Source organism: Rhizobium sp. 'Codium 1' (assembly GCF_020889605.1).
GTDB lineage: Bacteria > Pseudomonadota > Alphaproteobacteria > Rhizobiales > Rhizobiaceae > Allorhizobium > Allorhizobium algae.
The window spans coordinates 44,818-57,193 of sequence record NZ_JAJGPW010000009.1 but is presented as its reverse complement, the minus strand read 5'-3'; the positions used below and the strand labels follow the sequence as shown (position 1 = coordinate 57,193).

General features: G+C 60.7%; 16 protein-coding genes. 6 read left to right on the top strand and 10 right to left on the bottom strand.

Translation table 11 applies throughout. The annotated features are described in order from the left end of the window. The first annotated feature begins 89 nt into the window (after positions 1 to 89). Positions 90 to 731: a 3'-5' exonuclease gene (locus LJE98_RS18840; RefSeq protein ID WP_229576808.1), complete on the top strand. Its 642-nt coding sequence runs from the start codon at positions 90 to 92 to the stop codon at positions 729 to 731. 43 nt (positions 732 to 774) lie between these two features. Continuing rightward, complete coding sequence (locus LJE98_RS18835) at positions 775 to 1,263, top strand: CreA family protein (RefSeq protein ID WP_229576807.1); 489 nt, start codon at positions 775 to 777, stop codon at positions 1,261 to 1,263. Between the two features lie 209 nt (positions 1,264 to 1,472). On the opposite strand, the gene LJE98_RS18830 is transcribed toward LJE98_RS18835, so the two are convergent. The 3 genes from LJE98_RS18830 to LJE98_RS18815 all read right to left on the bottom strand — a co-directional run bounded on the left by LJE98_RS18830 (position 1,473) and on the right by LJE98_RS18815 (position 3,755). Further along, positions 1,473 to 1,835 (bottom strand): hypothetical protein, encoded by a 363-nt coding sequence (locus tag LJE98_RS18830; protein WP_229576806.1) that lies wholly within the window; start codon positions 1,833 to 1,835, stop codon positions 1,473 to 1,475. Between the two features lie 241 nt (positions 1,836 to 2,076). Continuing rightward, the gene (locus tag LJE98_RS18825) at positions 2,077 to 2,541 is read right to left on the bottom strand and encodes a chemotaxis protein CheW (RefSeq protein WP_006725961.1); all 465 of its coding nucleotides are present in this window, start codon (positions 2,539 to 2,541) and stop codon (positions 2,077 to 2,079) included. Positions 2,542 to 2,966: 425 nt separating this feature from the next. Then, complete coding sequence (locus LJE98_RS18815; RefSeq protein ID WP_229576805.1) at positions 2,967 to 3,755, bottom strand: DUF2189 domain-containing protein; 789 nt, start codon at positions 3,753 to 3,755, stop codon at positions 2,967 to 2,969. A 136-nt stretch (positions 3,756 to 3,891) separates the two neighbouring features. On the opposite strand from LJE98_RS18815, the gene LJE98_RS18810 reads away from it, so the two are divergent. From LJE98_RS18810 to LJE98_RS18800, 3 genes are all read left to right on the top strand, one after another. Then, entirely contained in the window at positions 3,892 to 4,047 is a 156-nt protein-coding gene (locus tag LJE98_RS18810; RefSeq protein WP_229576804.1) for a hypothetical protein, read from the top strand. A 123-nt stretch (positions 4,048 to 4,170) separates the two neighbouring features. After that, the gene (locus LJE98_RS18805) at positions 4,171 to 4,770 is read left to right on the top strand and encodes an SCO family protein (protein ID WP_229576803.1); all 600 of its coding nucleotides are present in this window, start codon (positions 4,171 to 4,173) and stop codon (positions 4,768 to 4,770) included. Between the two features lie 88 nt (positions 4,771 to 4,858). After that, a complete protein-coding gene (locus LJE98_RS18800; RefSeq protein ID WP_229576802.1) occupies positions 4,859 to 5,743 on the top strand; it encodes a 50S ribosomal protein L11 methyltransferase in 885 nt (294 codons plus the stop codon). A gap of 149 nt (positions 5,744 to 5,892) precedes the next feature. Here LJE98_RS18800 and LJE98_RS18795 read toward each other — a convergent pair whose 3' ends face one another. After that, the gene (locus LJE98_RS18795; RefSeq protein WP_229576801.1) at positions 5,893 to 6,066 is read right to left on the bottom strand and encodes a hypothetical protein; all 174 of its coding nucleotides are present in this window, start codon (positions 6,064 to 6,066) and stop codon (positions 5,893 to 5,895) included. Positions 6,067 to 6,329: 263 nt separating this feature from the next. On the opposite strand from LJE98_RS18795, the gene LJE98_RS18790 reads away from it, so the two are divergent. Beyond that, a complete protein-coding gene (locus tag LJE98_RS18790) occupies positions 6,330 to 8,165 on the top strand; it encodes an aminopeptidase P family protein (protein WP_229576800.1) in 1,836 nt (611 codons plus the stop codon). Positions 8,166 to 8,168: 3 nt separating this feature from the next. On the opposite strand, the gene LJE98_RS18785 is transcribed toward LJE98_RS18790, so the two are convergent. The 6 genes from LJE98_RS18785 to pncA form a co-directional block, all read right to left on the bottom strand. Beyond that, positions 8,169 to 8,456, bottom strand: coding sequence for an AzlD family protein (locus LJE98_RS18785; protein ID WP_229576883.1), 288 nt, complete (start codon positions 8,454 to 8,456; stop codon positions 8,169 to 8,171). A 20-nt stretch (positions 8,457 to 8,476) separates the two neighbouring features. Further along, complete coding sequence (locus LJE98_RS18780; protein ID WP_229576799.1) at positions 8,477 to 9,181, bottom strand: AzlC family ABC transporter permease; 705 nt, start codon at positions 9,179 to 9,181, stop codon at positions 8,477 to 8,479. Positions 9,182 to 9,390: 209 nt separating this feature from the next. Continuing rightward, positions 9,391 to 9,732: a hypothetical protein gene (locus tag LJE98_RS18775; protein WP_229576798.1), complete on the bottom strand. Its 342-nt coding sequence runs from the start codon at positions 9,730 to 9,732 to the stop codon at positions 9,391 to 9,393. A 151-nt stretch (positions 9,733 to 9,883) separates the two neighbouring features. After that, on the bottom strand, positions 9,884 to 10,711 hold the full coding sequence (panB, locus tag LJE98_RS18770; protein ID WP_229576797.1) for a 3-methyl-2-oxobutanoate hydroxymethyltransferase: 828 nt from the start codon (positions 10,709 to 10,711) through the stop codon (positions 9,884 to 9,886). A gap of 1 nt (position 10,712) precedes the next feature. Beyond that, positions 10,713 to 11,585, bottom strand: a complete 873-nt coding sequence (gene panC / locus LJE98_RS18765; protein WP_229576796.1) for a pantoate--beta-alanine ligase — start codon at positions 11,583 to 11,585, stop codon at positions 10,713 to 10,715. A gap of 89 nt (positions 11,586 to 11,674) precedes the next feature. After that, a complete protein-coding gene (pncA, locus tag LJE98_RS18760; protein WP_229576795.1) occupies positions 11,675 to 12,301 on the bottom strand; it encodes a bifunctional nicotinamidase/pyrazinamidase in 627 nt (208 codons plus the stop codon). Positions 12,302 to 12,376: the final 75 nt, after the last annotated feature.

Genomic DNA, 12,376 nt, shown 5'->3' with positions numbered 1-12,376 from the left:
GAGGGAGCCGGTGAAAAGGCGTCTTATGGTGAAGGGGCAGGGTGGCAGGGTGCCTTGAACGAATCCCTCTCAGCGCCTAAGGCTTGCGCATGTCTATCTCCGATTTCTCCGGCAGAACCATTGCCATCGACTTCGAGACCGCAACGGAAGCGCGGGCGAGTGCCTGTTCGATCGGGCTCGCCTTCATCGAAAAAGGGCGGGTGGTCCGGGTCGAGGAGCGGCTGATACGGCCGCCGCAAAACCGCTACTCTCCCTTCAACATCGCCATTCACGGCATCCGGCCGGAGCATACGGCTCATGCGCCGGATTTTGTCGAGGTCATGGCCGAGTTCGCGGGTGAGTTCGAAGGTGCGCGGATGATCGCGCACAATGCTTCCTTCGATTTTTCCGTGCTGCGGGCCTGTCTCGATCTCTGTGGGCTGGAATATCCCGAGCTCTCCTATCTGTGCAGCGTCAAACTTGCCCAGCGCCACTGGCCGGACCTCGGCTCGCATCGCTTGAACGTGCTTGCAGCACATCTGGGACTGACTTTTGCGCATCACAATGCGGCGGAAGATGCACGCATTTGTGCGGAAGCCTGCCTTGCAATGGCGACCGAGGCCGAGGCGGAGGATCTGTTTGAATTGGCGCTGAAACTCGGGCTCAATCCTGGCCGTCTCAGTCGGCGGAGCTATGATCCCTGTTCCTTTGCCCGCAAGCCAAAGACGAGATCGGTCGCCTTGCAAGCGTGACGGCAGATCCTATCTTCATTGTAATCACGAAGGAGTGAACTCAATGCTGATCCGTCAAACCACCGCCGCTGCCCTGATGCTTGCTGCCACGGCGATCCCCGCATCGTCCGAGGTCGTTGGCAAAGTCGGAGTCGACTGGGTCGGGAACGACATTGTCGTTGAAGCCGTGACGGATCCCGATGTGAAGGGGGTGACGTGCCATGTCACCTATTTCGACCGCTCGCTCATCGACCGTCTGTCCAAGGGCAACTGGTTCGAGGATCCGTCCAACAACTCAATCGCGTGCCGCCAGACCGGGCCGATCGAGATCGGCGACATCGACCTGTCGGATGATGGAGAGGAAGTGTTCAGGGAGGGGCTTTCGATCATCTGGAAGTCGCTCGTCGTCAACCGGATCTACGACAAGGAAAACGACACGCTGATCTATCTTGCGCATTCGCGGCAGGTGGTCGAGGGGTCGGCGAAAATGGCGATCTCGACTGTGCCGCTCTTCAATCAGAACGTCGTATGGACGTCGGGCAAGCCACAATGATCGACCATATTAGGGGGCATTGGTCCCTTGCCGGATCGATGTGACGTCGATCACTTTCTCGGTTTTCGTGTCTCGTCCATGACAGCGCGGTCGGCAGGCGTAACCCCAATATCGCAGCCGGCCGGAGAGCAGCCTGTTCAGCTCCCCAACTAAAGACGCCCTGGAGCCTTTTCGGATCCAGGGCGTTTTGCGTGGTGATGGAAGATCGATTACTTGACGTAGACGATCTTGCCGCCATTGGCAGCTGTATCAACGTCGATGACATTCATGGTCTCGATGCTCTGCTCCTGAAGAGCCGCCATCAGGGCCGGGTCAGCGCTGACTTCAGCCTGGGCTTCAGCCATCGCAGACTGGTCGTTGGTCATCCGCTCAAGGCGCGTGTGCTGCTGACGATCCTGGTCGTTGTTCAGGCTGTCGAGGCGAACGATGCTCACACCTTCGGTTGCCATTGTCGTGGAATTCGTGGTGGTTGCGGTATCAACCATCGGTTCGGCGGTCTGTGCCAGGGCGACGCCCGAAACGGAAGCGATGGACATGGCACCGGCGAGCGCGAGCTTTACTGCAGAATTCATAGTCTTTCTCCTTGGTTTCTTTTCAGAAACTTCCGGTCGTCGGAAGCTGACAGGAGAACGTCAGACTATGCATACGGTTCCGCCCAGATGCGAAACTATTTATATAATACAACTACCATTCGAGGTAGTTTTATACAACGGCAGAGCGGTGCCCCTGGCTGAGCTGGTCACGTTCAGGAGAGTGCAGGAGAGGAAGATGCCCCGGATATTCGGGGCATCTTCCTCGGAAGGGTGGGTTGGCTCAGGCCGCCTGCGCCAGTTCGTCGGCGATGACGGTGTCGAGGTTGAGGAAGCAGACCATCGACTTTTCGAGTGCAACGATGCCACGGCAGAAGGCGCGCTGCGCTTCCGGGATGATTTCCGGTGCCGGCTGCAGGTCTTCGCTCTTGATCGTCATCATGTCGGAAACCTGTTCGACCAGAAGGCCGACCAGCTTGCCGGCGATGTCCGTGACGATGATCGCCGCGCGCTCGGACGGTTCGGTCATCTTCATGCCGAGCCGGCATGCCATGTCGATGACCGGAATGACGGCGCCGCGCAGGTTGATCAGGCCGAGGACGTAAGGCGGGGTGTGCGGCATCGGCGTCACCGGTGCCCAACCGCGGATTTCGCGGATGGCCATGATGTCGATGCAGAATTCCTGGTCGCCGAGATGGAAAGACACGATTTCCAGATACGCACCCGACTGTTTGATGGCATTGCTCATGGTCAGAACTCTTCCCAGTGTTCTTTCGCTTCGGCAGCTGAGGCTGGTGCCGAAGCAGTTCGGTTAAACGATCCCGCAACCCTGTCCATCAGCGCCCGCGGGGAAGACGGTCTCTGACGGGGAGGCGGCGTTTGCCGGCTCCTGATGTTGGACATGAGCAGTCTGGCCCAAGATCACCTTGAGCTCACCGGCGAGGTGCGAAAGGGGTTCCGCATCTTTCGCCAGCCTGTGGCCTGCCGCTGTGGTCTGCTCTACCATCGCAGCATTCTGTTGCGGGACCGGTCCATCTGGCCGACGGCCGAATTGATCTCGCTCAGTTCCGCCGATTGTTCACGCGTGCTGGTAACGATTGCCTTAACATGCTGGCATTTTCGTAAATATCTTCCCCAAAACGGTCCAATACGTGACCGGCCGCAGTCAGCTTGTCAGGTGGCTGTGATCGCGCGGCGATAGAGATGCCAGGTGGCGTGACCGGCAACGGGGAGGACGACGAGCAGGCCCAGAAACAGCGGTACAAGTGCAGCGATGGCCAGCCCGGCCACGACAAGGCCAAACGTCAGCATGGGGACGGGGTTTTCGATGACTGTGCGCATGCTCGTGAGCATGGCGGTCACGAAATCAACGTCGTGGTCGAGAAGCAGAGGCATGGAGATCACGGTGGCACTGAAAAGGATGGCGGCGAGGACCGCGCCGACGATGGTGCCAATGGCGAGGAAGAGCAGCCCTTCCGGTGTCGTGAGGACCACCCTGGCAAAGGCGTCGAGCGTGGCCGGGATGCGAAACCCCAGGAACAGGGCCATCAGCAGGCGGATCTGGTAGATCCAGATCCAGAAGATGAAGAGGACGACGAAGGCCATCCAGGAGAGCTGTCGCTCGCGCTGGCGGAAGACTTCGGTCAATACCGCTTTCCAGCCGATCTTCTCTCCCTGTTGGTGTCGGCGACTGATCTCGTAGAGACCGACGGCGACGAATGGGCCGATCAGCGGGAAGCCGATCGCGACGGGGATGATCATCCAGGGCAGTTGATAGGATGTCAGCATCACGGCGATGAAGATCCCGCCAAAGGCATAGATCGCGCCGAAAAACACCCCGAAGGCCGGATACGTGCGGAAATCACGCCAGCCATCGGCAAAGGCGCCGCTGATGTCGTGCATCCGCAGCCGGTTGATCTGCAGTTTCGGCGGTGAGCCCCGTTGGAGTGCCTGCTGTTCCATGGGTCCCTCCCAACACGTCTGGTCCTGCGGCAATCTGTCAGGAAATGCCGATTCTGTTCCTTGATATCCGTCAAGTCGCGAGAGACGTTCGCAAAATGTCGCGTTTCATCCTGCCAGAACTGCGCTAAGATAAGACATGTCCAATCTCGCGCGCACTCCAAAATGGTTGCCTTACACGGCTTTGCTTCTGGCGGGCGCCATCTTCACTTTGGCGGTCTTCCTCGGCTGGATGCGGTTCGGCGGTGAGATCTTCCTGTCCCTGATCGAGAGCGGTCTCGCCTATTGTTTCTGATCGCCGTTGGCCACCGTGACAAATCGGCGCTCTTTCCTGCAATATCGTGGAGTTGAATTGCCATCCGCGTCTCGGGAGCTTATCCGGCGTAGCAAGGATTTTAAACGCTAAGGATTAGCCAGCATGAAAACGGTCAGAGTGGTCTTGTGGGCGGCGGTGGTGGTCATGGCCGGCGTGCTCGGCTGGCTCACATACCAGGTCACGCAATCCAAGGAGCAGATCGCCGAAGCACCCTTTGGCGTGCCTTTCCAGCTCGCTGATCAGAACGGCCAGCCGATCACCGAGCAGGCCTTGCGCGGGAAACCGACCGCGCTCTTCTTCGGCTTCACCCATTGCCCCGAAGTTTGTCCGACCACGCTGTTCGAGCTCGACGGCTGGATGAAGACGGTCGATCCCGATGCGAAGGGGCTCCAGGCCTATTTCGTGACTGTCGATCCGGAGCGGGATACGCCAGAAATCCTTGGCCAGTATATCTCCAATGTGACGGACCGGGTGACGGGCATCGCCGGCGATCCGGCCAAGATCGCCGAGGTCGTCAAGGGATTCCGCGTTTATGCCAAGAAGATCCCGTTGGACGAGGCGCAGCCGGACGGGGACTATACGATGGACCACACGGCCTCCATTTTCCTCCTGGACGCGGACGGGCGCTTCAAGGGAACGATCGCCTATGGAGAAAACCCCGACACGGCGATCAAGAAGCTCGAAAACCTGATGAAGGGCTGATTGCGGGGCCCTCGCCGGAGGTTGCCATGGCGGCGATTGCGTTGTACCGCAACGCCTGACCATCCAGACCCGCCGAGGAAGACCGATCGTGAGCGAAATTCGCCTCTATGTGAGCACCACCGAGAAGAACGCCAACCGGATCCTCGATCTGATGAGCTTCGCTTTCGGCGAGGAAGACTTCGCCATCGCGACCACAGAGGTCGACGAGAAGGCGGACATCTGGGAAGCTTCCATTTATCTGATGGCCGACCAGGAGGACGAGGTCAGGCCCCGCGTACAGGACCTGCTCGCCGAGGAATTCCCCGACGCCACGATCGAGCGGGAAGTCATTCCGGATATCGACTGGATCGCAAAGTCGCTCGAGGGATTGAAGCCCGTACGCGCGGGACGGTTCCTGGTGCATGGCTCGCATGACCGTGACAAGGTCCAGATCAATGACGTCGCGATCGAGATCGATGCCGGCCAGGCATTCGGGACCGGCCATCACGGGACGACGGCTGGCTGCCTCGAAGTGATCGAAAAGGTGGTCCGTTCGCGCAAGGTCCGCAATGCGCTTGACCTTGGAACGGGCAGCGGCGTGCTGGCCATCGCTGTTCGCAAGCTGCTTCCTGTGCCGGTGTTGGCAACGGATATCGATCCTATCGCGGTCAGGGTCGCCCAGGAAAATGCGCGCCGCAACCAGATCATCGACGGCATCGATTTCCGCACAGCTCCGGGCTTTCACTCGACCGCATTTCGGGACCACGGCCCCTTCGATCTGATCATTGCCAATATTCTGGCGCGGCCACTGATCAAGATGGCGCCGCAGCTCGTCACCCATCTCGCACCGAATGGCTCGGTCATTCTCTCAGGCATTCTCGCAGAACAGCGCTGGAAGGTGATCGCCGCCTATAGCGGCGAGGGGCTTTCGCATGTGAAGACGATCTGGCGCAATGGCTGGGTGACCATTCACTTTACGCAAGGCAAGGGCTGACGCACTACGCCGGTTGCACGGACAAAAGAAAAGGCGGCCCACAAGGAGCCGCCTTTTTTGCACGGCATGGAGCCGCGCCGGGATCCGCGAGCGTGGGAGGAGCGCTCAAGCGGATTGTCGGCTGGACGGTCGGGTTCGACCGTCGCTGATCAGATGATCGAACGCTGATGCGGGCGACGGCGCAGTTCGTCGCGTGTCAGGCCCATGGCAGCAAGCGATGCGTCGTCGAGCGACAGAAGTGCGCCCGTTGCATAGAGATCGGCACGACGCTGGCGTGCCTCGACAAGATTGTTCAGGGCTGTGCGCAGGAAAGAATTGGCCATCTCTCGGTTCCTTCTAGGTTTCGGACGCTCGTCTCTGCGTCCTCGATGATTGACATATAGTCTCATCGGCCGGGTTCAGTCAGATGGCTTGGAGCACAGGAGGTCTGCGTTTGCTGCATAGCAACATGAGTTACGCCTCAATTTGCGGCATATCTGGGCTCGATGAGTGGCATCTGCCGCGAAACGATGCGCCGATGGTGGTGAGGGGCGGGTGGCCTTGCTATAAGCGCTGACAGAATCCACAACCCATCGCGAGCAAGTTCATGTTTCAATCCTTCGAGGTCAAATCCACGCCGATTCACGGCAAGTCCCGCGTCGCAGCGATTCGGGGCCTGTTTGGCGAGCTCGGCATCGATGGCGTACTTGTTCCTCGTTCAGACGAGTATCTGGGCGAATATGTCCCGGAGTCGGCGGAGCGCCTAGCCTGGGCGACGGGCTTCACCGGATCCGCCGGCATGTTGATGGTGACCGAGACGCTGGCTGTCGTCTTCGTCGACGGTCGCTATGTGACCCAACTTGCCCAGCAGGTCGACGCTTCGGTCTTCACACCTGGCGATCTCGTTGGCGAGCCGCCGCACAAATGGATCGAGAACCGCGCGCCGAAGGGTTTCCGCCTCGGCATCGACCCCTGGATGCATACGGGTGCCGAAGTTCGGCGCCTGGAAAAGGCACTTGCAGACAAGGGCGGCAGCCTCGTCTTCCTGCCGTTCAATCCCGTTGATCGTCTCTGGACGGATCGTCCCGCCGAGCCCAAAGGCGCTGTGATGATCCAGGCCCTTCATCAGGCTGGCGTATCGGCAGCCGACAAGCTGAAGAAGATCAGCGCCGATCTCGCCGAGAAGAATCTCGCGGCGGTTCTGATCACCGATCCCTCCTCGGTCGCCTGGATCTTCAATCTGCGTGGCAGTGACGTTCCGCACACGCCGCATCCGCTGTCGCGGGCGATCATCAAGGCAGACGGCTCGACGGAGCTCTTCCTTGACAGTGCCAAGACCAATGCCGAGGTCGAGACCTATCTGCGCGATCTCTGCGAACAGCTAAACCCAACGCTGCTCGCCGAGCGGCTGGAGCGGGTGGCCCGTGACGGTGGCCGCATCCTCGTCGATCCCGACCTCGCTCCTTATGCGCTTTCGCGCATGATCCGGGAAAGCGGTGGGGACGTGGTCGAGGGCAATGATCCGGCCAAGCTCGGCCGCGCGGTGAAGAACATGGTCGAGCTCAACGGCTCGGCTGCCGCCCATCTGCAGGATGGTGTCGCTCTGGTGGAGTTTCTCCACTGGTTCGATGAGCAGCCGCATGGCAGCCTGACCGAGATCGAGGCCGCGAAGAAGCTGGAAGCTGTGCGGGCCTCGGTTGGCGAGCGCATGCAGAACCCGCTCAAGGATATCTCCTTCGACACGATTTCCGGCGCCGGCGAAAATGCCGCGATCATGCATTACCGCGTGACGACGGAGAGCGACAGGCAGATCCGGCCGGCCGAGATGTTCCTGATCGATTCAGGCGCGCAATATGTGAATGGCACGACGGACATTACCCGCACGCTCGCCGTCGGCACGGTGCCGGAGGAGCAGAAGCGCTTCTTCACGCTGGCGCTGAAAGGCATGATCGCGATCAGCACGGCGCGTTTCCCGAAGGGCACGCGTGGCTGCGACCTCGATCCGCTGGCGCGGATCGCGCTCTGGAAGGCCGGTGCCGATTTCGCCCATGGCACCGGTCATGGCGTCGGCTCCTACCTCTCGGTGCATGAGGGTCCGCAGAGGATCGCCAGATTGTCGACGCAGGAACTGCTGCCTGGCATGATCCTCTCCAACGAGCCTGGCTATTACCGCCCGGGCAGCTTCGGGATCCGCATCGAAAACCTGATCTATGTGCGAGAGGCCGAGGCGATCGAGGGTGGTGACCAGCCGATGCTGGGTTTCGAAACCCTGACCTTTGTGCCGATCGATCGCAACCTCATCGTCGAGGACCTGCTGACGCGCGACGAGCTGCAATGGCTCGATGCCTATCATTCCAGGACCCGCGAAGAATTGTCGCCGCTAATTGCCGATGCCGCGACGCGTCAATGGCTGGAGCAGGCGACGGCGCCGTTTGGGCGCTGAGGATCAGCCGATCAGCTGACGCATCAACATGACGACGGCCCAGCCGCCGATCAGCATGGGAATGGCCCCAAAGCGCAAGCAGATCAGGACGGCTGCAGCCATGGCGACCTTTACGTCGATCTCGCCATAGAAGAAGGCGGGTGCAACGAGTGCGGTGAGGACCGCTGCGGGGACGGCATTGAGCGCCGCCTCCAGTCGCGGCGGCATGGATTTCAGCCGTTTGACGAGAAAATAGCCACCCACGCGGGTGAGGAAGGTCGCGGCGGCAGCCGCCGCGATCAGCAGCGTCATATAGGGGGTGAGCAGGGTCGTCACAGTGCGGTCTCCTTACCTGCCGCCACCGGCAGCGGAAGAACGGCTGCCAGCAAGATGCCGGCAAGCGCGCCCACGCTGATGTGCCAGGGGGCGCCGATCAGGTGCTGGGCAATGACCGAGACCACGGCGCTCACGGTGACGATCATCAGGAAATTGCCGCGCTTTCGAAAGCCGAGGACGAGGCCGAGGAAATAGATCGGCAGAAGCACGTCGATGCCCCAGTCGGCAGGATTGCCCATGACGCTGCCGAGCGCGCCACCGACTGCGCTCATGGAGACCCAGGGCACGTAGATCATTGCGCCGAAGCCGAAGTACCAGGGAAAGCTCACTGCGCGACCGCTTTCGCCACGGGCGATAGCCTCGGCGAATTGCGGATCTGTGAGCAAGAAGAAGCTCAGCATCTTTTGCGGGAATGTGTAGTGATCGATGAAGGGCGTGAGTGCGGCCGAATACAGGATGTGACGGAAGTTGACAGCGAGGATCGAGAGCACGACGACCCACATGGGCACGTTCTGGCCGAACAGTTCGATACCGACCAACTGGCTGGCGCCCGCGTAGACGGTTGCGCTCATCAGCGCCGCCTCAGCCACGGTCTGGCCGTTTGCGACGGCGACCGCTCCGAAGAGGACCGCAAACGGACCGGCCGAGATGATGACGGGAAGCGCCTTCAGCGCACCTTGGGCGAATTCGGATCGGGACATCTGGGCTGTTCTCGCGTTCATCTGCTCGCTAACGCCTGTTTGTCTTGCGGACAAACCAATTCCACTGATGGAACGACCATCGGCGTTGATGATTGCCAATGCCATCGGGAGGTTGCCGGCGTCTTGTCGAAAAGTTGCATTCAGGGTGGGCGGACCGTGGCTGGACGTTTGACCGGGTTCCCGGCGCCCCGGCGTGGTTGTTATTGCCGTCAGATCGATACCGGGCTCCGACCGTCAATCACCACCCGTTTGCGCTGAGACAGCGGCGGATATCTGAAAATACTGTGTTCAGGTTCTTCCTGAACCAGTGTCCCATCCACTTCAACCGCACTGATCCAGGACAGGCCGTATTGCGTCGCGAGATCCCGAACGGCCCTCCAATGCGCTGCTTTTGCGGCATCTCCCGCCCTTATTGCGCTTCTGACATAAGTAACGCACTCGTCGGACAGTCCCACTGTCAAAGGATGTCCCCATGCCTCGCGCAGTGCACAGAAGTCGCGCCAGACTTCGCCGCTGACAACAAAGATCACGTCGGGGCGATAGTCTTTCAATGTCGCGGCCTTATCAGCAATCGAGCATGCTGGATCGCTTCTGTGATGGCTGCGTTTCGCGGTGCGGATCGCGCATCATCCAACTCTGCCGCGCCTTCTCGTAAACCGGGGACACAATTCCGATCAGCAGGGCGGCCCATCGAAATTTCCGCTATTTCTTCGGGCGGATCTGGAAGGTGTGTTCCGGGCCGGGGAAAATGCGGTCCTTTACCTCAGCGGCATACCCCCCGGCGGCCTTGTCGATGACGTCGGCCAACTCGCTGTAGTGCTTGACGAAGCGCGGCTTGAATTCGTTGAACAGCCCGAGCATGTCGTCGGAGACGAGGATCTGGCCGTCGCAGGCGGGGGAGGCGCCGATTCCGATCGTAGCCGCCTTCACCGTTGTGGTGATTTCGCGGGCGAGGGGTTCGACCGTGCCTTCAATCACCATGGCGAAGGCACCGGCTTCGTCGATCGCCTTTGCGTCGCGGCGGATCTTGTCCTGCTCCGCTTCACTGTGGCCCTTGGAGCGATAACCTCCGGACGTGTTCACCTGCTGCGGCATCAGGCCGATATGGCCGAAGACGGGAACACCGCGGCTGACGAGAAATTCGACCGTTTCGGCCATTTCCGCCCCGCCTTCGAGCTTCACGCCGTCGCAGCCGGTTTCCTTCATCAGGCGCACGGCATTGCGGAAAGCCTGTTCCTTGCTCTCCTGATAGGCGCCGAAGGGGAGGTCGACGATCACGCAGGCGCGTGACGTGCCGCGCATCGTGGCCTGGCCGTGGGCGACCATCATATCCATGGTGACGCCAACGGTGGTCTCCATGCCGTAAAGCACCATGCCGAGGCTATCGCCGACCAGGAGCAGGTCGCAATGGCGGTCGAGAATGCGGGCAACAGGTGTCGTGTACGCGGTGAGCGAGACGATCGGCGTGACGCCCTTGAGGGCTGTGATGTCGGCCGGTGTCAGGCGCTTCTGGCGGGGTGGTGTGCTCATGTCAGGCGGCCTCCATGCCGGTGGCGGCCGCTTGGCCGATGATGCGGTTGTCGAGAAGCTTGGTCTTGCCGAAGCGGACGTAGAGCAGGACAAGTGCCGTGTCCTTCACCTTATCGATCCGCTCCAGGGTGCGCGGGTCCCGGATGGCCACGACCTCAGGCTCGGCAAGCGGTTCGGTGCGGATGAACTCGACGAGTTTCGCTTCCAGTGTCGGCACGTCACGGATACCGGTCCGAACCAGGCGCTCGGCCTCGGCGAGTGTCCTCGGCACGACGACCGCCGCGGCCCGCTCGGCGGCCGAAAGATAGACGTTGCGGGACGAGCAGGCGAGACCGTCCCCCTCGCGCACGGTGGCCACGGGAACGATGCGCACAGGCTGGGCAAGATCCTTGACCATCTTCTGGATGATCGTGACCTGCTGATAGTCCTTCTCGCCGAAATAGGCGCTGTCGGGCTGGACGATGTTGAAGAGCTTGGTGACGACGGTCGCCACACCGGCGAAATGGCCGGGACGGGCCTCGCCCTCGAGTTCGGAGCCGAGTTTCGGCAGATCGACCACCGTCTGCATCGGCTCCGGATACATGTCCTGGACATCGGGGGCGAAAAGGAAGTCTACGCCTGCTTCTTCCAGCATCGCACTGTCGCGGATGAGGTCACGCGGATATCTTTCGAGATCCTCGTTCTTGCCGAACTGCAGCGGGTTGACGAAGATCGAGACGACCGTCACCTCGTTTTCAGACTTGGCAAAGCCGACGAGGCTGAGGTGCCCCTGATGCAGATAACCCATGGTCGGCACGAAGCCGATGGTATGGCCGGCGCGGCGGCGGGGCGCGAGCTTCTGTCGCAAAGCGGCGATCGTGGTGACGATTTCCATGACCGGCGTTCTCCCTGTCTTCTCATTGGCTCGGCTCTAACGCTTGCCGTCAAAAAAGGCAATCGCACGAATCCTTTGCAGAAACTTGCTCAGAAACCGATTCGGCTGCTGTCAGTGATCTCGACACCCGCCTGGCGCATGGCCTCGATGGCCTCTTCAACGCCTTTCGGGTCGATGCCGCGGCAGCCGTCCGCAATCAGCCGGACCTTTGCCCCCGGCAGCATGTCCACCGCATCGAGCGCGGAGAATTTGACGCAGTAATCTGTGGCAAGCCCCATCACATCGAGCTCTGTCACGCCCTTTGCCTTCAGCCAGTCGGCAAGACCCGTGAGTGCCGCCTTGTCATTGTCGCGGAAGGCGGAATAGCTGTCGACCTTAGGGTTCTCACCCTTGCGCTGCACGAAGTCGATGCGATCGGTCGCGAGTTCGGGATGGAACTCGGCATCGACGCTGTCCTGTACGCAGTGGTCGGGCCACATGACCTGGGGTTGGCCGGAAAGCTCTCCCATGTCGAAGGGCTTCTTGCCGCGATGCTGGGAGGCGAAGCTGCCATGGTTGGAGGGATGCCAATCCTGCGATGCGACGATGATGTCATACTTGCCGCTTGCCATCAGGCGATTGGCGACGGGCACGACCTCGTCACCTTCCGCAACCGGTAGATTGCCTCCCGGGCAGAATCCATTCTGGATGTCGATGAGCAGAAGGGCCTTCGTCATGATCACGCTCCAATCCATGTGCGGCGCAAGATGGCAATCACCACGCTCGGGATCAAGGCCAGGGTCCGTGTTTTC